The following is a 21,637-nucleotide window of genomic DNA, read 5'->3' as shown; positions in this document are numbered from 1 at the left end:
GTCCAGCAAGGAGTCCTTGTAGGCCCGCCGGGCATCGGCCGGCAACGCCTACCTCCTTCGGCCGAAGAAGTCGAGGAAATGCCGGATCACCTCGGACGGCTGCTCCTCGGCCAGGTAGTGCCCGGTGCCCGCGATCTCGGCCACGCGTACGTCGGTGCCCTGCTTGGGCAGCGTGGCCCGCATCAGCGGGAAGTAGCCAGGGTGGGCGAGGCCCAGCAGGGGGGTGCCGACGGGCCGGTAGGTCTTCAGGTCGGCGATGTCCTGGCTGAACGCCTGGTACCAGCTGTTCCCGCCGCGGATGGCGGCCGGATAGGAGTAGTTCCGCCCGAAGACGGCGCGTGACCTGTCGTCGATCGCGCCGCGATCGACGAGCAGATAATCGAACACCCAATCGACGACTTCCCGGCCTTGGCCGGCGATGAGCTCTTCGGGGAGCTGGCGGACCTGGTTGAACGCGAACCACCACGGGCTCGCCGCCGACTGCCCGGGCCGTGGCAGCATCCGGAACTCGTAGTAGCTGTCGTCGGGGTGCAGCACATCGAGCAACGCGACCTTTCTCGCCGCGGCGGGGTGGTTGGCCGCGAAGCTGTAGGCCACCATCGACCCGATGTCGTGTCCGGCGAGGTTGACCGAGCGGTAGCCGAGCGCCCGGATCAGTTCGTGGATGTCCTTGGCCATGTTCTTCTTGTCGTAGCCGCTGGGCGGTTTGGCGGTGCCGCCCATGCCGCGCAGGTCGACCGCGATCACGCGGAAATGCTCGGCCAGGGCCGGCATGACCTTGCGCCACATCCACCAGGTCTGCGGCCAGCCGTGCAGCAGGACCAGCGGCTCGCCCGTGCCGCCCGCGACGTAGTGCTGGCGGATGCCGTTGGCCACCACCGAGCCGCTGGTGAAGCCGCGCAAGGACGGCTGCGGAATCGCGTCGTGCGCCGCTTTCCGGTCGGTGGTGCTCGCCGCCCACGCCGTGCCGAGGCCGGTGGCCGCCATCGCGGCGGCCCCGCCGCCGACGGCCAAGAACCTGCGTCTGTCCAGGGCCATGCCCATTCTCCTCAAGTCAGGGTTTCGCGTGATCGCCGGCGCTGCTCCGGCCAGGAGCAAGAATGTGGGCGGCCGTGCGAAACGTGCAAAGGAAGTTGCGGATCCGCAAGATGGGCGCAGGGTCGAGCCTCGGAGTGACGTGCCGGCCGACGTCGAGCTGATGCTCTTCGGCGCTCAGGGCGAACGCGCCCACCTCTCGGTTTCCGGGCCGTGACGACACTCCTGCAACTGCTAAAATAGGAGCCACTGGTTGCGACCCTTAACGGCAGGGGATGGTCACGTGGCAAACCGGATCAGGCTGGAGGACCGGGAATGCCCCCTGTCCACGACGGTGCAGCACGTCGGTGAGTGGTGGACGCTGCTGATCCTGCACGACGCCTTCGACGGCTACACCCGCTTCGACCAGTTCCAGGAGAATCTGGGCATCTCCTCCAGCATGCTCACCGCCCGCCTGAAGACCCTCGTGGCCGACGGACTGCTGGAGCGCAGGCCGTACCAGAGCAATCCGGTCCGCCACGAGTACGTGCTGACCGACCTCGGCCGCTCTCTGCGGCCGGTCATCCTGGCGCTGGCCGCATGGGGCAATGCCCGGCTCGCGCCCGAGAAGCGCAGCATGATCCTCGTCGACGCGAACAGCGGCGAAGAGGTCGAGCCCGTGATCGTCGACGCCAGGACCGGACGCCGGCTCGACGACAGCGACACGTACGTCTTCGCGGCGGGCCCGGGCGCGAGCTCGGCCATGCGCGACCGCTACCCGGGCCGCTGAGCGGGCCCGCGCCACACCGTCCGTCAGAGCTGACCGGCGGGGCCATACCGTCCGTCAGAGCTGACCGGCGGCGCCACACTGTCCGTCAGAGCTGACCGCCGTCGGCGGCGCCGCCGCCGACGGCCATCTCGCCACGCTCGGCCGCCGTCCCGAGCTGGGCCGTGCGTTGACTTTCCAAGTTGGAATGTGATTGGCTTTCCACCATGGAAAGCAATAGTGCCGAGAGTCTGTCTCTCGTTGCTGAAGCCCGCGCGGCCCTCGCCGACCGGCTGATCACCCCGTGGTGGTATCACCCGGGTTTCGGACTGCTGATCGCCGGTTTCGTGCTCGCGGTCGGGCTCGGGGACACCGTGGTCAAGGTCGGCGGCGGCGTGCTGCTCATCGCCGGTTGCGACGCGCTCATCAGCGCCTATCGCCACGTGATCGGCGTCTGGGTGGCCGGCCCCGAAGCGGGCCCCGCCGGCCGGTGGGTCGCCGCGCTGGGTGGGTTGACGGTCCTGTCGGCCGTCGCGGCCTTCGGCATCGGGGCGTTGACCGGCCTGCGATGGCCGGTGTGGTGCCTGGCCGTGGCAGGGTTCGCCGCCACCATCGCGCTGAGCCGGCGCTTCGACATCGCGCTGCGGGCCCATCTGAGGGCAGGCGCATGACCGCGCGGTTCGACGAGGTGGTGCACGCGCCGAACCGGTTGCGGATCTGCGCGCTTCTCGCCGCCTCGTCCACCGCCGAGTTCGCGGTATTGCGGGACATTCTGGGCGTTGCCGACTCGGTGCTGAGCAAACATCTGAAGGTGCTGCAGGACGCCGGTTACGTCGCCATCTCCAAGCCGACCGGCCGGGGTCGGGTGAAGACCTGGGTGAGCCTCACCGCCGAGGGCCGTCGTGCCTATGCCGGGCACGTCCAGGCGCTCAAGGAACTTCTCGCCGCACCGGGCACACCGGTCGGTTCGCCGGAGACGTCGAACGAGTGGGGACTAATCCAGTGACGACGCAGGCCTTACCGTCGACGAGGGAGAACCACCGACCCATGAACCGGATCACGACCGTGGCGCAGCTCGAAGCGATCGTCGGCCGCCCACCGGCGCTCGTGATGATGAAGGAGCTCGCGCACCTGGACGAGGCCTGCCGGCACATGCTCGCCATCGCGCCGCTCGCTGGCTTCGGCCACCGTGACGACGACGGGCGGCTCAGGACGACGGTGGTCGGTGGAAGGCCCGGCTTCGCCGAGGTCGAATCGCCGACGCGGATCAGCTTCGCCTCCGAGGTGGACGCGTCGGGCCCGGTCTCCTTCGTCTTCCTGCTGCCCGGCGTAGGCGAGACGCTCCGGCTGAACGGCTCGGTCGCCCAGCGAGCCGAGCGGTCAGAGCGATCAGAGCGATCCCGTGGCCGGATCGTCGTCGACATCAGCCAGGCCTACATCCACTGCGCACGGGCGATTCTCCGGTCCCGGCTGTGGGATCCGGTCGTTCCGGCGGCGTCCGTTCGCGCGGTGGCCGGCGGGCCGTTGACCGGCGCGGGCGTCGCCGGCTTCCTGGGGGCCACGCCGTTCATGGTCGTGTCCTCCTGGGACGGTGACCGAGGCAGCGACACGAGCCCGCGCGGTGACACGCCCGGCTTCGTCCGGGTGATCGACGGGCACACGCTGGTCATCCCGGACCGGCTCGGCAACAAGCGGGCGGACACCTCGCACAACCTGCTGGCCGACGACCGGTTCTCCGCCGCGATGCTCGTTCCCGGCCGTACGGACGTGCTGCACGTCAGCGGCACCGCCATGGTCACGGACGACGCCGAGCTACTGGCGGACCTGGCGCTGGGCGGCGCCGTCCCGCGGACCGCCCTCATCGTCACCGTCGAGCGGGCCGAGGTGCGGCACAACCAGGCCGTAGCGGCCGCGAACGTCTGGGACCGTGCCAACCGCGCCGACGCGGGCACGCTGTCCGAGCTGATGGCGTCGTCGACACGGCAGCTCGGCACGATGAAGCCGGCGCTGCGCTGGCCGGCCAGGCTGCTGGCCGCGTTCCCCCGGCTGAGCCGGCGGCTCATGGACGCCACCTACCGCCGCGCGCTGGAGAAGGAAGGCTACGGCGTGGCGTCCGACTCCCGTCCCGGGCGGCCGGTACGGGTCATCGCTGTGGTCCGGGAGACGCCTGACGCGGTCACGCTGGTGTTGTCCGGGGCCGACACCGGGTTCGCACCCGGCCAGTTCTACACCCTCATCATGGAGATCGACGGGCGCACCGTCCGGCGCGCCTACTCGGCCACCTCCGTCCCGGGCGCGGACCGGCTCGCGCTGACCGTCAAACGGGACGGGCTCTGCTCCACCCATCTCAACGACCACGCCCGCGCCGGCACCGAGATGCGCGTCCTCGGGCCGTCCGGCACCTTCCGCGTGACGGATCCCTCGGCGGCCGGCGCGGAATACGTCCTGATCGGCGCAGGCAGCGGCATCACGCCGCTCATGAGCATCATCCGTACGGTGCTCGCCGCCTCACCCGACGCCACGATCACCCTGCTGTACGGCAACCGCACCGAGGCCGACATCATCTTCGCCGGCGAACTCGCGGCACTCCAGGACGCCCATCCCGGCCGTCTCACCGTGCACCACGTGCTGTCTCGCCCCGGCCCGGGCTGGACCGGCCGCACCGGCCGGATCGGCCCCGACCACCTGCCCCGCTCAGATCGCGCCCACTACTGCCTCTGCGGACCGGCGGCCATGCTGACCAGCGTCCGTGAGTGTCTCACCGGCCTCGGCGTCGCCTCGGACCGCCTGCACGAGGAGCGTTTCACCAGCGCGCCCACGGCGGCTCCCGACCTGGCCGCGCGGACGATGACGGTCGAGGACGTCGGTGACGTGGTGGTCGCCGCCGGCCGGACCATGCTCGACGCCGGCCTCGCCGCAGGCGTGCCAATGCCCTATTCGTGCACCGTCGGCAGCTGTGGCGAATGCCGGATCCAGCTCCTCCGTGGCGAGGTGCGGGGCACCGTGGAGGACGGCGGCGTCCTCGCCTGCGTCTCCTATCCGCTGACCGACACCGCCGTCGCGATCAACCCGGCCGAAAGTACTGTCACCGACGGTGAGACACCACTTATGGTCGATGTCCGCACCGGGCCGCATCCCCAAGATGAGGTTCATGCCATGCAATGATCACGTTCCGGTAGCTCCCGGCGCCCCCTTCGCCCGCGCAGAGGCGACGGCGGGGGAGGCCCCGCGATGACCGGCCCCGGCCGATCGCGTATCGACGCGCTGGACGTCCTGCGCGGGTTCGCGCTCTGCGAGATCCTGCTCGCCAATATCCAGCTCATAGCCGGCGGCACCTCCGCCGTCGCGGTTCAGCCCATGGGGGACTGGGATCCCTGGCTCGGGCTGCCGATCTTCTCCCTGCTGTTCGGCATCGGGTTCGCGCTGCTGCTGGACTCCGCCACGAGCCGCGCTCCCCGTCCACGGCTGGTCCTGCTGCGCCGGCTTGTGGCGTTGCTCGCGATCGGCCTGGTGCACGCGCTGCTGTGGCGCGGCGAGATCCTTACCTCCTACGCCGTCGTCGGCCTGCTGGTGCTGCTGCCCTCGACCTGGCTGCCGCGGTGGGCCATGGCGGGCCTCGCCGGCGTGCTCATCCCGGCGGCGCTGGCTTTCGGCATGGGCGGACCCCTGCTGATCGCCGGGCTGTTCCTGCTGGGCGCGGCCCTGGTCCGATACGGGGTGATCGATCGGATCGAGCGGTCCACCCGAGTACCGCTCCTGCTGGGCCTGCTCTTCGCGGCGGCGACGGCCTCCGCCCGGTGGGTACAGTCCGGGGCGCAACCGTCCTTCGCGGCCGGCCTCGCCGATCTGCTGCTCGTCGGGGTGTACGTGTGCGCCCTGCTGGTCCTGCTCAGAACGCCACTGCGACCGGCGCTGCGAGCCGTCTTCGCACCACTGGGCAAGATGGCGCTGACCAACTATCTGACCGCCACCCTCCTCGTCCTGGCGGCCGTTCACCTCCTGGGCGTGCCGATCGGCCGGTCCCTGACGGTGGCGTACCTCACCGCGGGAGCCATCCTCGCGGCCCAGTGGCTGTTCGCCATCCTCTGGCTGCGCCGCTACCGCCAGGGCCCCGTCGAATGGCTCTGGCGCTGGGCCACCTGGCTGCACCGCTCACCGTTGCGCATCGTCACGAACTGAAGGCAGAAATACGACACAAGGTGTCGGGATTCGGGGCGAGGATGTGTCACCGATCGGTCGACCGGCCCACGGACAGACAAGGACCACCATGCTCGAAACACCAGAAGAGCTCAAAGAGCTGCAGGCGCTCCTGGACGCCTCCCTTGCTCGCTCCACCTCGCACCTCCGCTCGATCATCAGCGGTGAGCGCACCCTGACTGCGGAGCGGCTCACCCAGGTTCTCACCGGCATGTGCACCCTCGCCCTGTCCACCGTGACGGCGGCGGGCGAGCCGCGGATCAGCGGCGTGGACGGGCACTTCCTGCACGGCAAGTGGCACTTCGGCACCGCGCGCGGCGCCGCCAAGGCCCGCCATCTCGCCGCCCGGCCCGCCGCCAGCGCCGCGCACCTGCGTGGCGAGGACCTGGGCGTGTTCACGCACGGGAGGGTAGAGATCCTCAATCCCCGCGACGGCGAACCGGCCGCGGACTGGCCGGACCTGCTCGCGTACTTCAAGGACTTCTACGGCGAAGACGCCTTCGACTGGGACGACGACGTGGTCTATTACCGGCTGCATCCGCACTGGATGACCGTCTACGCCGCCGATCTCGCGAAGCTCACCGCGAGCTGACCACGGGTCGGTTCACCCGCGCATCCTTGGAGCCGACTCCAAGTTTGGAGTGTGGTTAAACTTTCGTCCCATGAGCGGGTTGCGGGAGCGGAAGAAGGTGCGGACTCGGCAGCACATCGCCGAGTCCGCCATGCGGCTGTTCGTGGCGCGCGGGTTCGACCACGTCACGATCGCCGAGGTCGCGGCGGCGGCGGAGGTGTCGGTCAACACCGTCTACAACTACTTCCAGGTCAAGGAGGACCTGGTCCTGCCGCCGGACCAGGCCTCGCCGCAGCGGCTGGCCGTCATGGTGCGCGACCGCCCCCCTGGTACGGCCGCCGCGCGGGCCGTCCTCGACCGGCTCCGCGAGGAGGTCCGCGGCCGGGATCGCAAGCTCGGCCTGACCGAGGGGTTCGGCCGGGTCTTCGAGATGATGCGGGCCGCGCCCACGCTGGCGGCCAGGCTCGAGGATCTCGGCGGGCAGATGACCGAGGCGCTCGCCCTGGCGCTGGCCGAGGAGACCGGGGCCGCGCCCGGCGACCCGCTGCCCAGGGTGGTGGCCTGGCAGCTCGGCTCCCTGCACGCGCTGGTCTTCACGGAGATCGGCAGGCGCACCACGGCGGGGGAGAGCCCGGAGGTGATCGCCGAGGCCGTGCTGGAGCTGCTGGACGTCATCGAGGACACGCTCGGCGAACGTGTCCTCTCCTATGCCGTACGAAAGGATCGACCATGTTCAGAGTGACGATTTCCGGCGCGTTCGACGGGCTGAGCGAGGCCGGCCGGGACGCGGTGCTGGCAGCGAGCCGGACCGCCTTCACCGAGGAGGGGACGTTCACGCACGACGACGCCCTGTCGGCGTTCACCTTCCGCTGCCAGGTGCCGGCGGGCCCCGACGACGGCGAGGCCGAGGCCACCCGGGGCGCGCTGGCCGCCCTGGACGCCCACGGCCTGCCCTACCGGCTGCTCCGGATCGCGGTGACGGACATGCGAGCCATCAAGATCCGGCGCAAGGGGCGCGGCTGAGCTTCAGGAAGTCAGCACCGGGAGCTGCAGATATCAGTCTGCCAGGCGGGCCGCCCTGCCGTGGAGGTAGCGCTGCCGGGGAAGGCTGGTCGTGCGCCCGGCGGCCGCTTCGTAGGCCTCCCGCGCCGCCGTCCGGTCCCCGGCCATCTCCAGCAGGTGCGCGCGGACCGCGTACAGCCGGTGGTCGCCGGCCACCCGCTCGTCGGCGGTGAGCTCGTCCAGCAGGTCGAGCCCGGCCTTCGCGCCACGCGCCATGGCCACCGCCACGACGTGGTTCAGCCTCACCACGGGGTTGTCCGCGATCCGCATCAGCACCTCGTACAGCGCCACGATCTGCGGCCAGTCGGTCTCCCGCGCGCTCGGCGCCTCGTCGTGGACCGCGGCGATGGCCGCCTGGAGCTGGTAGGGGCCGATCTCCCGCCTGGGGAGCGCGGCCGAGACCAGCGCCACGCCCTCGGCGATCTGGGCGGCGTCCCACAGGCCGCGGTCCTGCTCGGCCATCGGGATCAGCTCGCCGCCGGGCCCGGTGCGCGCCAGGCGGCGGGCGTCGGTCAGCAGCATGAGCGCGAGCAGCCCCGCCACCTCCCCGTCGCCGGGCATCAGCCGGTGGACCGTGCGGGCCAGCCGGATCGCCTCCACCGACAGCTCCACCCGCTGCAGCAGCGGGCCGGAGGTGCTGGCGTACCCCTCGTTGAAGATCAGATAGAGCACGTGCAGCACCGCGCCGAGCCGCTGTGCGCGTTCGGCGGCCGGCGGCATGGCGAACGGCAGGCCGCTGTCCTTGATCCGCTGCTTGGCCCGGCTGATGCGCCGGGTCATGGTCGCCTCGGGGACCAGGAACGCGCGGGCGATCTCCGCGGTGGACAGCCCGCCGACCGCGCGCAGGGTGAGCGCGATCTGCGAGGCCGGGGACAGCGACGGGTGGCAGCACATGAACAGCAGCACGAGCGTGTCGTCGGCCGGCACCGGCGGCCGGTCGGCGGCGGGCGCCGACCGCTCGCCGGGCAGCCGCCACCCGGCGACGGTGTCCTCGCGCCGGCGGCGCGCCTGCTCGGCGCGGAGCAGATCCGTCAGCCTGCGCGAGGCGACGGTGATCAGCCAGCTGCGCGGACTGTCCGGCACGCCTTCTCGTGGCCACTGTACGGAGGCCGCCAGGAGCGCTTCCTGCACCGCGTCCTCGGCGGTGTCGAAGTGCCCGTAGCGTCGCACCAGCGCGCCGAGGACCTGCGGCGCCGACTCGCGCAGCAGGCCCTCGACACCGTCGGCGGTCACGGCGGCGGGTCAGCCTTCCAGGTCGGCGAACGAGTCGACGATCGGCCGGATGTCCACGTACCACTCGTTCTGCAGGACCGTGCCCTCCGGGTGCGGGGTGTCGGCCAGGCGCGCGGCGATCTCGGTGGCCCGGTCGAAGCTCTCGCACTCGACGATCGTGTACCCGGCCAGGACCTCCTGCGTCTCGGCGTACGGGCCGTCGGTCACGACGGGGACGCCGTCCTTCAGCCGCACCCGCCTGGCGTGCACCGGTGCGGTGAGCCCCTGGGCGTCGACGAACTCCCCGGACTGGACCAGGTCGCCGTTCCACTCCGTCATGAACGCGTGCAGCGCCTCAAGGTCCTCGCCCGTCCAGGCGGGGCCCTCGCCGGGCTTGCCGGACAGCATGTCGAAGTCCTGCTGCGACCCGTACATCATGATCATGTACTTCATGGTTCTTCCCTTCTCCGCCGGCGGCTCCTTCGGTGCCGCTCGCCGGAGACGTCGGAGCCGGCCGCCCGGCCCGGACATCCGTGCCCGGAAAGAAGCCGGCGATTCGGCCCTCATGGTCTCAGGGAGAGCCTGCCCTCCTGACGCCGTGAGCGATGCCGGAGGAGCCTTATGCTGTGTCCAGATAGTTATGGGATGGGCTTTTAGGCGCGCTTCTGGCGAGCATTTCCTGTGCACTGTCCGTTCACGGGTGGCGGACGACCAGCGCTCGGCGCTGTCAAGAAGGGATGGCGGTGCCGACATGGCCCACGAAGATCCGCATGCTCTGCCGCTCGTCCTGCTGGTCGAGGACGACCCCGAGGACGCGCTGATCGTACGGGAGCTGCTTGAGGACAGCGCCGTGGCGGTGCGCCTGGAGTGGGCGCGCTCCCTGGACGAGGCGCGGCAGGTGCTGGCCGGGCACAGGGTGCAGTGCGTGCTGCTCGATCTGGGCCTGCCCGACGCGAACGACCTGTCCGCGCTGACGGTCATGCGCGAGGCCAGCGGTGACGCCGCCGTCGTGGTGCTGACCGGCCGCTCAGAAGAGCGGGCGGGGCTCGCCGCCGTCGCCGCCGGCGCGCAGGACTACCTGATCAAGGGCCAGGTCGAAGGCGAGTGGCTGGGCCGGGCGCTGCGCTACGCGATCCAGCGCAAGCAGGCCGAGCAGGCGGCGGTCGCGCTGCAGACCGAACGCATGCGCGCCAAGGAGAACTCCCGCCTGGAGCGCGGCCTGCTGCCGACCCCGCTGCTGCAGCACATGCCGATCGAGGTGGCGACCCGCTATCGGGCCAGCCGTGTCTCGGGCACGCTCGGCGGCGACTTCTTCGACGTGGTCGAGGCCGACGACAAGGTCGTGCACGCAGTGATCGGCGACGTCTGCGGCCACGGGCCGGACGAGGCGGCGCTGGGTGTGTGCCTGCGGATCGCCTGGCGGACGCTGGTGCTCAGCGGGCTGACCGGCGCGGCGCTGCTGGGCCGGCTCGAGCGGATCCTGCGGGCCGAGCGGGGCGACTCCGAGGTCTTCACGACGGTGTCCACCCTCATGCTGGAGCCCGACCAGCGGACGGTCAGGGTGTGGCGGGCCGGCCATCCGGGGCTGCTGGTGCACGCAGGTGACGAGATGTCCTGGGCCGAGCCGGGGCACGGCCCCGCGCTGGGGCTGCCCATCGAGGCCGAGTGGCGCGAGGGCGTGATCGAGTTGCCGGAAGGCGGCGGCCTCACCCTCTTCACCGACGGGCTGTTCGAGCGGCGCCTGCCCGGCGCCGAGCCCCGCTGGCTGGGGGAGCAGGGCCTGCTGGACGTGGCCCGCCGGTGCGCGCACCTCGGCGGGGAGGAGTTCGTGGACGCGCTGATCGCCGGCGCCGAGGAGGCCACCGCCCCCAACGCCTCCGCCGACGACGTGGCCGTCGTCCACCTTCGCTGGAGAGAGGACTCATGACAGGGAGCGGCTGGCGGCGGCTGACGGTGCACCACTGGTTCGTGGTGATGATCGCCGCCATCACCATCGTCGTCGGGATCTGCACCGTGGTGGGCGCGGTGATGCTGGAGCGCACCAACGGGCTCTCCGACCACCTCATCGACCGCCTCTCGCCCGCCCGCATCGAGGGTACGGAGCTGCAGACGCTCCTGGTCGACCAGGAGACCGGCGTGCGCGGTTTCCTGCTCACCGGCAACCGGCAGTTCCTGGAGCCGTACGCCAGTGGCATCGCGGCGGAGCGGCGGCAGTACGAGCGGATCGAGAGCCTGCTGCGCGACCGGCCCGGGCTCGTCAACGGCCTGCACGAGATCCGCGACGCGGCCGCGGCGTGGCGCGAGGAGTACGCCGAGCCGCTCATCGCCGACAAGGAGGCGGGCAAGGACATCACCGCGGCGCGGGCGGAGAGCGGCAAGCCCGCCTTCGACAAGGTCCGCGACCTGCTGGCCGCCCAGAACGACCGGCTCTCCGTGGCGCGGCAGGAGGCCAGGTCCGAGCTGGCTTACGTGGACAACCTGCGCAACTGGGCGTTCATCGCGATGCCGATCTTCTTCCTGATCTTCGGCGTCGCCATCGCCGTGCTGCTCCGCCGGGCCGTGGGCCGGCCGCTGGACGAGCTGCGGGTGGCCTCCCGGCACGTGGCGGCGGGTGACTTCAACCATCACATTCCCGCGCACGGCCCCGCCGACATCCGTGAGGTGGCCCTCGACGTGGAGGCGATGCGCACCAGGATCGTCGCGGCGCTGGAGTCCTCGCGAGAGCAACAGGCCAAGCTGAGCAGCCAGGCCGCCGACCTGGACGCGCAGGCGGTCGAGCTGCGCCGCTCCAACGCCGAACTGGAGCAGTTCGCCTACGTCGCCTCCCACGACCTGCAGGAGCCGCTGCGCAAGATCGCCACCTTCTGCCAGCTGCTGGCCAAGCGCTACGGCGACGTGCTCGACGAGCGTGGCGCCCAGTACATCCATTTCGCCGTCGACGGCGCCACCCGCATGCAAGGGCTGATCAACGACCTGCTGAGCTACTCGCGGGTGGGCCGCCTCTACGACGCCCGCAGGCCCGTCAACATGGAGCTCAAGCTCGACAAGGCGCTGCAGAACCTGGCGGCCACCCTGGAGGAGACCGGCGCGGTCATCGAGCGGCCCGATCCACTGCCCAAGATCACCGGCGATCCCACCCTGCTGTCCCTGCTCTGGCAGAACCTCATCGGCAACGCCGTCAAGTTCCGCCACCCCGACCGCCCGCCGGTCATCCGGGTCGAGTGCGAGCAGGTGGAGGAGAAGGAGTGGCGCTTCTGCGTGATGGACAACGGCATCGGCATCGAGGCCGAGTTCGCCGACAAGATCTTCGTCATCTTCCAGCGCCTGCACAGCCGTGAGGCCTACAGCGGCACGGGCATCGGGCTGGCCATGTGCAAGAAGATCGTGGAGAACCACGGCGGGCGCATCTGGCTCGACACCTCCTACAGCGGCGACGGCACCCGCATCTGCTTCACGCTCCGCACGGACACACCGTCGTCGGAGACCCGCCTCGCCGCCGCCACCAGCACCACGAGAGGGATCAGTTCATGACCATCGGCCAGCCCATCGAGGTGCTCCTCGTCGAGGACGATCCCGGCGACGAGCTCATCACGCGGGAGGCGTTCGAGGACAACAAGATCGGCAACACCCTCCACGTCGCCCACGACGGCCTGGAGGCGCTCGACTTCCTCTACCAGCGGGGCGAGCACGCCGGCAAGCCGCGGCCCGATCTCATCCTGCTCGACCTCAACCTGCCCAAGTACGATGGCCGTCAGGTGCTGGAGAAGATCAAGAGCGATCCGGAGCTGCGGGCCATCCCCGTGGTGATCCTCACCACGTCCTCCGCCGAAGAGGACATTCTGCGCAGCTACAAGCTGTTCGCGAACGCGTACGTGACCAAGCCCGTCGACCTGGACCAGTTCATGTCCGTCATCCGGCAAATCGACGAGTTCTTCGTCACCGTGGTGCGCCTGCCCGGCCGTACCCACACCTGACGTCAGACGCGCGCGTCGCTGAGGTCCTCTGCCTTGGCGGCGTCGTAGGCGGCCCTGCCGGCGAGGACGTCGGCCATGTGCTCGGTCGACCACTCCTTGAGCGCGGCCAGCACGGGGCGCAGGGTCTCACCGAGCGGCGTGAGCCCGTATTCGACCCGGGGCGGCACCGTGGCGAACACGGTGCGGTGGATCAGCCCGTCGCGCTCCAGGCCGCGCAGCGTCTGCGTGAGCATCTTCTCGCTGACGCCGGTGAGCCGCCGGCGCAGCGCCATGAACCGCTGAGGCTGGGACTCCCCGAGCGCGCCGAGCACGAGCACGGTCCACTTGTCCCCGATGCGGTCGAGCAACTCACGCGACGGGCACTTGTGCGCGTAAGGATCCCATGGCTGCTTTTCCACCTGGACACTTCCTATCCGGTTCGTACCTTACTTGAAGGTGGCCACTTCCCTTCGGAGAGTACAGGCGGTCTACTGTCCTGGGGCGCGAGGCGCGCCCTTCATCCGAAATGCTGAGGAGCACACGCATGTCACTGGTCGTCACCGGGGCCACCGGCCGGCTCGGCCGTCTCGTCGTCGAGGCGCTGCTGGAGCGGGGAGTCACCCCGACGGAGATCGTCGCCACCGGCCGGGACATCCAGAAGATCAAGGACTTGGCCGACCGGGGCGTGACCGTGCGCCGGGCCGATTTCGACGAGCCCGACGGGCTCGCCGCGGCCTTTGCGGGCGGGGACAAGCTGCTGCTCGTCTCCACCAGCACCGTCGGCCGGCGCCTCGCCGGCCATCGCGCGGCGATCGACGCCGCCCGCGCGGCGGGGTTCTCCCTGGTGGCGTACACCAGCATCACCCACGCCGACACCGCCGACATGCGGCTCGCCGCCGAGCACCGCGAGACCGAGCGGTACCTGCGCGACAGCGGCACCCCGTTCACCTTCCTGCGCAACAGCTGGTACCTGGAGAACTACACCTCCGGCCTCTCCGGCTACCTGGAGCACGGCAGCGTGGCGGGCAGCGCCGGCGACGGCCGGGTGAGCGCCGCGGCCCTGGCCGACTACGCCCAGGCGGCCGCCGCCGTGCTGACCACCGAGGGGCACGCCGGCGCGGTGTACGAGCTCGGCGGCGACGAGGCGTTCACCCTCGCCGAGCTGGCCGCCCGGCTCTCCACCGCCTCGGGCCGCGAGATCGTCTACAACGACATGCCGGTCCAGCGCTTCGCGGAGCTGCTCACATCCGTGGGTCTGCCGAAGGACTACGCCGAGGTCCTGGCCGACGCCGACCTGGGGCTCGGCCGCGGCGAGCTCTTCACCGACTCAGGCGACCTGGGACGCCTCATCGGCCGCCCCACCACCACCTTGTCCGACGCGATCACGTCAGCCCTTGGGCAGAGCTGACGCCCCGCGGTCACATCTCGCGGCGATGTTCGTGCTCCAGCTTGCCTGCCCTGGCCCGTAGGTAGCGCTGTTCGGGAAGGCTCGTGGTACGTCGGGCCGCCAGCCGGTAGTTCTCTCGCGCGGCAGCGCACTCGCCGGCCAGCTCCTGCAGGTGGGCGCGCACGGCGTAGAGGCGGTGGTGACGGGCCATCCGGGGGTCGCGAGGGCTTTCGGCGCCGGGTGCCGGCGCGAGGCCGACGTCCGGCGCCTCCCGTACCGCCGCGGTCGTCTCCCGGCGGCGGCGAGCCTGCTCGCTGCGTACCTGGTCGATCAGGCGACGGGAGGCGACGGTCACCAGCCAGGACCGGGGGCTGTTCGGGACGCCCTGGGCAGGCCACTGCATCGCGGCCGCGAGCAACGCCTCCTGCACCGCGTCCTCGCACTCCTCAAACCCGCCATACCGGTGCAGGAGCACGCCGAGGACCTGCGGCGCCAGTTCACGCAGCAGGTCCCCGGAGCGTTCGGACGCGCTCACATCTCCATCCCGGCCGAGTCCATCAGCGGCCGCACTTCCACGCCGCCGACCTGACCGCTCGATATGAGGGTGGCCAGTTCCACCGCACGCTCCCGGCTCTCGCAGTCGACCACGTACTGGCCGGCGACATGATCCGAGATCCGCAGGTACGGGCCCTCGGTCACTGTCACCCCGCCGCCCCTGGCCCTGATGACGGCGCTGATGGAAGGATCGGAGAACGCGTGGGCACTGATCAGTTCCCCTGCCTGCCCGGCCGTGGCCAGGAACTCCTCATGGTCGAACCCTTCCGCCGGGAGGTCCGCCACGTTCAGGTAGAGATTCAGCAGGAACTTCACCGCGTGCTCAGCCGTCCGCCGTGCCTGCGTAGACCACCGGCCGGACCTCGATGCCCAGGCCCTCGACGCCGGCGTCCGGAATGAGCGCGGCCAGCTCCAGGGCACGCTCCCTGCTGTCGCACTCCACCAGGTAGTAGCCGCCGAGGTACTCCTTGGCCTCCAGGTAGGGCCCGTCCGTCACCGCCGGGACGCCGCCCCGGACTCTGACAACAGCGCTCTGCGACGGGTCGGCCAGCGCGGTGGTGCCGATCATCTCCCCGGACTTCTTGACGGTCTCCATGAACGCGCCGTGGCCCCTCATCACCTCGTTGCGCACCTCCTCGGGCAGCGCATCCCAGATCTGCGGGTTGTTGTGCATGATCAGCAAGAATTTCATGTGTCTCCTTCGATGGTCGGGCGGCACCCTTGAAGCGCCGTTCACCATGGAGTCGACGCCGGTGCCGGATTCTTGCGGTACCGGACCGCAAGAATCTCCCCACTGTTCCGACTACTTCCCGGAAAGGGCGCCTGGCCTGGGCGTTCCGTAAGAAGTTGGTTTCCAAGGAGGATGCATGTCGCAGCAGTTGAGGGTGCAGTGCTTCAACGTGTCCCGGGACGGGTTCGGTGCCGGCGAGGGGCAGAGCTTGGACCGGCCCTTCGGCCACGCAGACCCCGCCGCCCTCTGGTCCTGGGCGGGTGCCACCGCCAGCTGGGTGAACCGCACCGACCCTGGCGGCACTCGCGGCCTGGACGACTACCTGACCCGCGACCACACCCGCAACATAGGAGCGGAGATCATGGGGCGTAACAAATTCGGCCCCCAGCGTGGCCCCTGGGAGAACCACGAGTGGCAGGGATGGTGGGGAGACACCCCGCCGTTCCACACACCGGTCTTCGTGCTCACCCACCACGAACGCCCGTCCTTCACCCTGGCCGACACCACCTTCCATTTCCTCGACGCGACGCCAGCCGAGGCGCTGGCGCGCGCGAGGCAGGCCGCCGACGGCCGGGACGTGCGCCTCGGCGGCGGAGTCGCCACCGTCCGCGAGTTCATCGAAGCCGACCTGGTGGACACGATGCACATCGCCGTCGCGCCCGTCGACCTCGGTCGAGGTGAGCGACTGTGGGAGAGCCACACGGACATGCTCGACCGCTTCCACCTGGAGGCTGTACCGAGCCCCAGCGGAGTCACTCACCTCCTGTTCTGGAGACGATGACCACTGACCTCGCACGATCGCACGCACTTGCCGCGATGAGCGCTCATGTCGCCGGTACGCCCTCCGTGGTCTGGTTCGCGCGGTCGACGACGGACTGGAGGAGTGTCTGGGCGGCCACCGCGCGCTCGGGGGTGAAGTCGAAGATGTCGCAGATCGCCTGGTAGATGCGGGGAGCGTGCGCCCGGAGGGCGTCGCCCTCGTCGGTGAGGCTGACGATGACCGTGCGCTCGTCGCTGGGGTTGCGGGTACGTCACCCCGAGTGGCTCCAGGAGTGGCCGGTAGGCGGCCGTCATCGCCCGGGATCATGACCGCCGCGCTGACCATCCTCGCCAAACGGCGCGGCGACGTGACCTTCGTGCAACAGTCGCTGTACTACCCGGTCACCGACGCCGCCCAGGACACCGACAGCTACCGCGAGTTCGCCGACGGCCCGTTCCTGACGGCCAAGGGCATGACCTGGTTCTGGGACGCCTACGCCCACGAGCCCGCGCAGCGCGCCGAGATCACCGCCTCACCGCTGCGCGCCGCCCTGGAGGAGCCGGCGGGTCTGCCGCCGGCCTTCGTCATCGTCGACGAGGACGACGTGCTGCGCGACGAGGGCGAGGCCTATGCCCGCAAGCTGACGGCGGCCGGGGTGCCGACCACCAGCGTCCGCTACAACGGCATCATTCACGACTTCATGATGCTCAACCCGGTGCGCGACACCCACGCCGCGCGGCCGCCACGGCCCAGGCCATCGCGGTGCTGAAGGCGGCCCTGGGCAGCTGAACCACCGAGGGGGCCTCAGCCGGTGTCCCAGAGGAAGTCGCGGATGGCGGGCACGAGCTGCTCGTGGACGTCCTCCAGCACGTAGTGGCCCGCATGGGGGTAGACGTGGGTGCGGGCCCGCGGCAGGCGGCGGCGCCACTCGGCGAGCATGGCCGGGTCGAAGACCGGATCGCGCAGCCCCCACCCGATGAGCGCGGGCCGATCGGCGAACCGGTCCAGCTCCCGGCCCGTGTCCCACAGGATCGGCCAGGCCGGGTCCCGGGGGGTGAGCGGGATGTCGTGGACGAAGAGCTGGATGGCGAGCCGGTGCTCGGGCCGGGCGTACGGAGCCAGGAACGCCGCGCGCACGGCGGCCGGCATGCGGCGGCGCACGCCGAGCGGACGCCAGGTGGCCCCGCGCGCGAAGGCGTTGTGCCGCAGGAACAGCCGGGCCCCGAGCGGGGTGCGGCGCAGCAGCCAGAGAGGCAGCCGCAGCTCGGGACGCACGCGCCGGCCGTGCGGGTTGGGGAAGGCGGCGGTGTTGAGCACGACCAGGCGGGCGACGCGGTCGGGGTGGCGGCGGGCCCACGCCATGCCGATCGGCCCGCCCCAGTCGTGCATGACCAGCGTCCAGCCGTGCTCGGGGACGCCCTGGGCCGCGATGAGATGGCCGGTCAGGGCGTCGAGGTCGTCGACGCGCGAGGCGAGGGTGTGGCGGTAGTGGCCGGCGGCGGGCTTGTCCGACAGGCCCATGCCGATGTGGTCCGGGGCGAGGCACCGGTAGCGGTCCCGCAGCGCCAGGATCGGCCGCCGCCACAGATAGCTCCACGAGGGGTTGCCGTGCAGGAACAGCACCGGCGGGCCCGTCCCCTCGTCCAGGTAGTGCTGGCGCAGGCCGTGGGGGTGGGCGTACCAGTGAGAGGTGAACGGGTATCCGGGGAACCGGGTCACCGGGCGGCCTCCGAGAGGTGGGCGGTGAGGCGGGCCAGGCCCTCGGCCATGCTGACGCGCGGCCGGTAGCCGAGGTCGCGGCGGGCGGCGGAGATGTCGAACCAGTGCGCGGTGGACGCCTGCTCCACCAGGAACCTGGTCAGCGGCGGCTCGCCGCGCAACCCTGCCGCCCCGGCCAGGCCGTAGGCCAGCTCCAGGAGCCCGGCCGCCAGCCGGGCCGGGCCGACCGGCAACCTGCGGCGCACCGGCGACAGTCCGGCCGCGGACAGCAGCGCGTTGACCCAGACGCCGAAGCCGCACGGCTCACCCTGGGTGATGAAGTACGCCCGGCCGCACAGCGGCGAGCCCGCGTACAACCGGTCCAGGGCCAGCAGGTGGGCGTCGGCGGCGTTGTCGACGTAGACGGTGTCGATGGTCTTGTCGGCGCCGCCCAGCAGCCACAGCCGGTGACGGTTGGCCGCGAACCTCGGCAGGAAGTGCGGGTCGCCGGGGCCCCAGATGAGATGCGGGCGGAGCGCGACGGCCGGGACGGTGGCGGCCAGGACCTGCTTCTCGGCCAGGGCCTTGGTGCGCGGGTAGGCCGCCGGGAAGTGGCGGGCGTAGGGGATGGACTCGTCCACGCCCTCCAGATCCCGCCCGGCGTGCACCACGCTGGGCGAGGAAGTGTGCACCAGCCGCGCGCCGCTCCGCTCACAGGCGTCCAGCACGTTGCGGGTGCCGTACACGTTGATCTCCTGGAACTCGCGGTCCGGGCCGTGCGCGCCGGCCTTGGCGGCGCAGTGCACGACGGCCTCGCATCCGCTGACCGCGTCTCGCACCGCCGTCCGGTCCCGGATGTCGGCCAGATGCTGGACGGCGCCCAGCGCGCCCAGCTCGGGGTGGTAGCGGCGGTGCAGCGTGTGCACGGTGTCGCCACGGGCGGCCAGGCGCCGGCACACGGCCAGGCCGAGGAAACCGCCGCCACCCGTCACCAGGACCCTCATCGCCACCCCCCGCGCAGCCGCCGGGCCGCCCAGACGGCGAGCACGCCCCGGCGGATCTTGCTGTTGTGCCGGGCGTCCACGGGGAAGCCGCGGTGGAACAGCACGTCCCGCAGCTCGGCGGTGCGGGGATGTCGCCCGGCCGCCTCCAGGACGGCGGCTCGCACGCGGGCGCGCCGGGCGCCCGGCTCCCGCTCCACCACCAGGACGGGCCGCTGCGCGCCGGCCGGGCCGACGCCCACCAGCGCGGTACGGCGCACTCCCGGCAGCCCGGCGAGCAGGGACTCGACGTGGTCGGTGCACAGGTCGCCGTCCCGGGTACGGACCCGCTCGGACTTACGGCCAGCGAACCAGAGCCGCCCCTGCTCGTCCAGGTGGCCGAGATCGCCCATGCGGTGCCAGACCCGGCCCCCGTCGCCGATCCGGGCCAGCTCGGTGGCCCGGGGATCGTCGAGATAGGGGTCGCTGACCGCCGGGGAGGCGACGACGATCTCCCCGACCACGCCGGGCGGTACGGGCAGGTCGTCGCTCCACTGACCGATCGGGTCGTCGGTGACGCCGATGACGCGGACCTCGGCTCCTGGCACCGGCAGGCCCAGGCAGGTCCCCGCCCCCGGGTACGCCGTGTGCCCGGCGACCAGGCCACGGCCCTCGATGGCGGCCACCGGCAGGCACTCGGTCGCGCCGTACACCGACAGCACCCGCGCGCCGGCGGGCAGGCAGGCGCGCACACGTCCCAGCGTCGGCAGCGGCAGCGGCGCGCCCGCCACCGCCACGCTCTCCACCGTGCCGAGCACCACGCCCCGCTCGACGCAGTGCCTGGCCAGCCGGTCCAGCAGGGCGGGGGCGGCGAACACGCTGGTCACGCCGTACCGCTGGATGTCCGCGACCAGGGTCGACGGGTTGACCCGCAGGGGACGCCTCGGGTCCAGGTCGGGGAGCACGGCGGTCGCGCCGAGCGCCGCCGCTCCCAGGGCGAACGGGATGAACGTTGACAACACCGGCATGCCTGGCCGGACGACCTCAAGCCCGCTGAGCAGATCGAGCTGCGCGGTCAGGTGCCGGTGCCGCAGCGGCACCCCCTTGGGCGGCCCGGTGGACCCGGACGTGTACGCGATCAACGCCAGATCGTCCGGCCCCGGCCCCCGCCACCGCACCCCACCGAACAGCGCCCCGCCTTCCGACTCGCCGGACGGCGGGGAGTCCGCTGGGGTGGTGTCCTGCGGGTGGCCGACTGCGGCTCGCAGGGTGGCGAGGGTCCGGCCCGGCCACAGGCGGCCGGGGCCGACCGTGATCGTGATGCGGCTGCTGTGCCGGGCCCAGCCCAGCGCCAGCCGGGCCGCCTGGGCGAGCGGCACGCCGATGAAGGCCTCGGGGGCGGCCCGGTCCAGGCAGCGCCGGACGGCGGCGTACGGCAGGCCCGGATCGACCATCACCGGCACCGCCCCCAGCCCCAGCAGGGACAACGCCAGCACCCCGAGCTCCACCCCCGGGAACACCAGCACCACGGTACGCATGCCGGGCCGGACCCCGGCGTGGGCCAGGGCGGCCGTGGTCTCCTCCACCGCCCTGGCCATCTCCCCGTAGCTGACGGCCTCGGGGCTCCGGCCGCCGACCTGGCAGGCGACGACGCCGGGCCGGTCGAGGACCCAGCGCCGGGCGCGGGTGACGAGTTCGCTGACCGGCGGGATGGTGTCAGGCGTCACCGGCGTCACCACCGCACCACGACGATGCCGGCGCTGAACCCGCTGGCCAGCCCCACCAGCGCGACCAGATCGCCACGCCGCACCCGCCCGGCCGCGACCGCCTGGGCGAGCTGGACGGGCAGCGTGGCCGCGACCAGGTTGCCGTGCCGGGCGATGGTGACGACCACCTTGCCCTGCGGTATCCCGACGTGGTCGCAGAACTTCCACAGTGCGGGCAGCGACGCCTGGTGCACGCAGATGACCGCGAAGTCGTCCCAGGTCAGGCCGAGGTCACTGAGCGGCTTGTGGAAGACGCCGTGGTCGGTCCGCTCGATGCCGCGCGCCAGTTTGAACCCGTCGACGGTGAGCGGCCGGATGACCGGCCAGTCGGCCGCCGGATCGCTGGTCACGTTCAGCAGCGGCACGACCGCGGCGTCCCAGCCGGGGGAGTGGGCGGCGAACCGGTGGGCGAGCACCCCCGGCGTCGTCGCGGGTTCCAGCAGCAGGGCGGCCCCGGCGTCGGAGACCGTGTACGCCGCGCCGATGGTGAAGAACTCCTCCGCGCTGGAGAGCGTCCACGGCATGAAGGCGGTGGGCAACTCGCCGCTGCAGATCAGGACCCGCCGGTAGCGGCCCGCCGAGATGAACGCGTCGGCCACCTCGATCGCGTTCAGCACGCTGTTGCAGGCGTTGCGCACATCGAACACCGGGCAGCTCGCGCCGAGCTTCGCCGCCACGATGTGGGCGGTGGCGGGCTCGATGAGATCGACCGTCACCGCCGCGAAGATGATCAGGTCGAGGTCGTCCGCGCGCAGGTCGTGCTCCGCCAGCAGCCGCCAGGCGGCCTGGACGGCCAGGTCCGAGGGGCTCTCGTGCGGTGCGGCGAGGTGCCGGCGGCGCACCCCGCTGCCGTTGTGGATGACACCCCGGGGCAGTTCCAGGGCGGGGTTGCGCTCGGCGAGCAGGTCCTCCAGCTCCGTCGTGGACATCGTGGTCTCGGGCAGATGGGCGGCCACCCCGGCCAGCCGGGTATGGATGGTGCTCAT

General features: G+C 71.5%; 25 protein-coding genes. 14 read left to right on the top strand and 11 right to left on the bottom strand.

Annotation, left to right across the window (positions count from 1 at the left end):
* Positions 1–48 precede the first annotated feature (48 nt).
* The gene (locus ACTMTF_RS45540; RefSeq protein WP_441116322.1) at positions 49–1,038 is read right to left on the bottom strand and encodes an alpha/beta fold hydrolase; all 990 of its coding nucleotides are present in this window, start codon (positions 1,036–1,038) and stop codon (positions 49–51) included.
* A gap of 280 nt (positions 1,039–1,318) precedes the next feature.
* Between ACTMTF_RS45540 and ACTMTF_RS45535 the strand changes: the two genes are divergently transcribed.
* The 8 genes from ACTMTF_RS45535 to ACTMTF_RS45500 all read left to right on the top strand — a co-directional run bounded on the left by ACTMTF_RS45535 (position 1,319) and on the right by ACTMTF_RS45500 (position 7,571).
* On the top strand, positions 1,319–1,804 hold the full coding sequence (locus ACTMTF_RS45535) for a winged helix-turn-helix transcriptional regulator (RefSeq protein ID WP_441116321.1): 486 nt from the start codon (positions 1,319–1,321) through the stop codon (positions 1,802–1,804).
* Between the two features lie 203 nt (positions 1,805–2,007).
* Positions 2,008–2,451, top strand: a complete 444-nt coding sequence (locus tag ACTMTF_RS45530) for a hypothetical protein (RefSeq protein ID WP_441116320.1) — start codon at positions 2,008–2,010, stop codon at positions 2,449–2,451.
* Positions 2,448–2,786: a transcriptional regulator gene (locus tag ACTMTF_RS45525; protein ID WP_441116319.1), complete on the top strand. Its 339-nt coding sequence runs from the start codon at positions 2,448–2,450 to the stop codon at positions 2,784–2,786. Before ACTMTF_RS45530 ends, ACTMTF_RS45525 begins: the two co-directional genes overlap by 4 nt.
* Positions 2,787–2,827: 41 nt before the next feature.
* On the top strand, positions 2,828–4,945 hold the full coding sequence (locus ACTMTF_RS45520) for a 2Fe-2S iron-sulfur cluster-binding protein (protein WP_441116318.1): 2,118 nt from the start codon (positions 2,828–2,830) through the stop codon (positions 4,943–4,945).
* A gap of 66 nt (positions 4,946–5,011) precedes the next feature.
* On the top strand, positions 5,012–5,959 hold the full coding sequence (locus tag ACTMTF_RS45515; protein ID WP_441116317.1) for a DUF418 domain-containing protein: 948 nt from the start codon (positions 5,012–5,014) through the stop codon (positions 5,957–5,959).
* Between the two features lie 88 nt (positions 5,960–6,047).
* Positions 6,048–6,569: a pyridoxamine 5'-phosphate oxidase family protein gene (locus ACTMTF_RS45510; RefSeq protein WP_441116316.1), complete on the top strand. Its 522-nt coding sequence runs from the start codon at positions 6,048–6,050 to the stop codon at positions 6,567–6,569.
* Positions 6,570–6,639: 70 nt separating this feature from the next.
* Positions 6,640–7,290: a TetR/AcrR family transcriptional regulator gene (locus ACTMTF_RS45505; RefSeq protein WP_441116315.1), complete on the top strand. Its 651-nt coding sequence runs from the start codon at positions 6,640–6,642 to the stop codon at positions 7,288–7,290.
* On the top strand, positions 7,278–7,571 hold the full coding sequence (locus ACTMTF_RS45500) for a DUF6204 family protein (RefSeq protein ID WP_441116314.1): 294 nt from the start codon (positions 7,278–7,280) through the stop codon (positions 7,569–7,571). The genes ACTMTF_RS45505 and ACTMTF_RS45500 overlap by 13 nt, the downstream gene beginning before the upstream one ends.
* 33 nt (positions 7,572–7,604) lie before the next feature.
* Here ACTMTF_RS45500 and ACTMTF_RS45495 read toward each other — a convergent pair whose 3' ends face one another.
* Positions 7,605–8,843 (bottom strand): RNA polymerase sigma factor, encoded by a 1,239-nt coding sequence (locus tag ACTMTF_RS45495; protein WP_441116313.1) that lies wholly within the window; start codon positions 8,841–8,843, stop codon positions 7,605–7,607.
* A gap of 9 nt (positions 8,844–8,852) precedes the next feature.
* Positions 8,853–9,275, bottom strand: a complete 423-nt coding sequence (locus ACTMTF_RS45490) for a YciI family protein (protein WP_441116312.1) — start codon at positions 9,273–9,275, stop codon at positions 8,853–8,855.
* 298 nt (positions 9,276–9,573) lie between these two features.
* Here ACTMTF_RS45490 and ACTMTF_RS45485 point away from each other — a divergent pair, with 298 nt between their 5' ends.
* The 3 genes from ACTMTF_RS45485 to ACTMTF_RS45475 are packed head-to-tail and all read left to right on the top strand — an operon-like array spanning position 9,574 to position 12,796.
* On the top strand, positions 9,574–10,749 hold the full coding sequence (locus tag ACTMTF_RS45485; protein ID WP_441116311.1) for a PP2C family protein-serine/threonine phosphatase: 1,176 nt from the start codon (positions 9,574–9,576) through the stop codon (positions 10,747–10,749).
* Positions 10,746–12,353, top strand: coding sequence for a sensor histidine kinase (locus ACTMTF_RS45480; RefSeq protein ID WP_441116310.1), 1,608 nt, complete (start codon positions 10,746–10,748; stop codon positions 12,351–12,353). The genes ACTMTF_RS45485 and ACTMTF_RS45480 overlap by 4 nt, the downstream gene beginning before the upstream one ends.
* Positions 12,350–12,796: a response regulator gene (locus ACTMTF_RS45475; protein WP_397015060.1), complete on the top strand. Its 447-nt coding sequence runs from the start codon at positions 12,350–12,352 to the stop codon at positions 12,794–12,796. Before ACTMTF_RS45480 ends, ACTMTF_RS45475 begins: the two co-directional genes overlap by 4 nt.
* A gap of 2 nt (positions 12,797–12,798) precedes the next feature.
* Here ACTMTF_RS45475 and ACTMTF_RS45470 read toward each other — a convergent pair whose 3' ends face one another.
* Positions 12,799–13,194: a winged helix-turn-helix transcriptional regulator gene (locus tag ACTMTF_RS45470; RefSeq protein WP_441116309.1), complete on the bottom strand. Its 396-nt coding sequence runs from the start codon at positions 13,192–13,194 to the stop codon at positions 12,799–12,801.
* 125 nt (positions 13,195–13,319) lie between these two features.
* On the opposite strand from ACTMTF_RS45470, the gene ACTMTF_RS45465 reads away from it, so the two are divergent.
* Positions 13,320–14,183: an SDR family oxidoreductase gene (locus ACTMTF_RS45465; RefSeq protein ID WP_441116308.1), complete on the top strand. Its 864-nt coding sequence runs from the start codon at positions 13,320–13,322 to the stop codon at positions 14,181–14,183.
* 10 nt (positions 14,184–14,193) lie between these two features.
* Here the strand turns inward: ACTMTF_RS45465 and ACTMTF_RS45460 are convergent, their stop codons facing one another.
* Genes ACTMTF_RS45460 through ACTMTF_RS45450 form a run of 3 tightly spaced genes read right to left on the bottom strand, consistent with a single transcriptional unit; the run spans position 14,194 to position 15,408 of the window.
* Positions 14,194–14,697, bottom strand: coding sequence for a sigma factor (locus ACTMTF_RS45460; RefSeq protein ID WP_441116307.1), 504 nt, complete (start codon positions 14,695–14,697; stop codon positions 14,194–14,196).
* Positions 14,694–15,032, bottom strand: a complete 339-nt coding sequence (locus ACTMTF_RS45455; protein ID WP_441116306.1) for a YciI family protein — start codon at positions 15,030–15,032, stop codon at positions 14,694–14,696. Before ACTMTF_RS45455 ends, ACTMTF_RS45460 begins: the two co-directional genes overlap by 4 nt.
* A 7-nt stretch (positions 15,033–15,039) precedes the next feature.
* The gene (locus ACTMTF_RS45450) at positions 15,040–15,408 is read right to left on the bottom strand and encodes a YciI family protein (protein WP_441116305.1); all 369 of its coding nucleotides are present in this window, start codon (positions 15,406–15,408) and stop codon (positions 15,040–15,042) included.
* Between the two features lie 175 nt (positions 15,409–15,583).
* Here ACTMTF_RS45450 and ACTMTF_RS45445 point away from each other — a divergent pair, with 175 nt between their 5' ends.
* Positions 15,584–16,228, top strand: coding sequence for a dihydrofolate reductase family protein (locus ACTMTF_RS45445; RefSeq protein WP_441116304.1), 645 nt, complete (start codon positions 15,584–15,586; stop codon positions 16,226–16,228).
* A gap of 304 nt (positions 16,229–16,532) precedes the next feature.
* Entirely contained in the window at positions 16,533–16,976 is a 444-nt protein-coding gene (locus tag ACTMTF_RS45440; protein WP_441116303.1) for an alpha/beta hydrolase fold domain-containing protein, read from the top strand.
* A 35-nt stretch (positions 16,977–17,011) separates the two neighbouring features.
* On the opposite strand, the gene ACTMTF_RS45435 is transcribed toward ACTMTF_RS45440, so the two are convergent.
* From ACTMTF_RS45435 to ACTMTF_RS45420, 4 genes are read right to left on the bottom strand one after another with little or no spacing between them, the layout of a single operon-like run.
* Positions 17,012–17,926: an alpha/beta fold hydrolase gene (locus ACTMTF_RS45435; RefSeq protein ID WP_441116302.1), complete on the bottom strand. Its 915-nt coding sequence runs from the start codon at positions 17,924–17,926 to the stop codon at positions 17,012–17,014.
* Complete coding sequence (locus ACTMTF_RS45430; RefSeq protein ID WP_441116301.1) at positions 17,923–18,909, bottom strand: NAD-dependent epimerase/dehydratase family protein; 987 nt, start codon at positions 18,907–18,909, stop codon at positions 17,923–17,925. Before ACTMTF_RS45430 ends, ACTMTF_RS45435 begins: the two co-directional genes overlap by 4 nt.
* Positions 18,906–20,612 carry a fatty acid CoA ligase family protein gene (locus ACTMTF_RS45425; protein WP_441116300.1) on the bottom strand — a complete coding sequence of 569 codons (1,707 nt, stop codon included), beginning with the start codon at positions 20,610–20,612 and terminating at the stop codon, positions 18,906–18,908. The genes ACTMTF_RS45430 and ACTMTF_RS45425 overlap by 4 nt, the downstream gene beginning before the upstream one ends.
* Positions 20,613–20,617: 5 nt before the next feature.
* Positions 20,618–21,637 carry a 3-oxoacyl-ACP synthase III family protein gene (locus tag ACTMTF_RS45420; RefSeq protein WP_441116299.1) on the bottom strand — a complete coding sequence of 340 codons (1,020 nt, stop codon included), beginning with the start codon at positions 21,635–21,637 and terminating at the stop codon, positions 20,618–20,620.

It is taken from the genome of Nonomuraea sp. ZG12, assembly GCF_052068115.1.
Classification (GTDB): Bacteria; Actinomycetota; Actinomycetes; order Streptosporangiales; family Streptosporangiaceae; genus Nonomuraea.
This window is presented reverse-complemented; position numbering and strand designations above follow the sequence as displayed.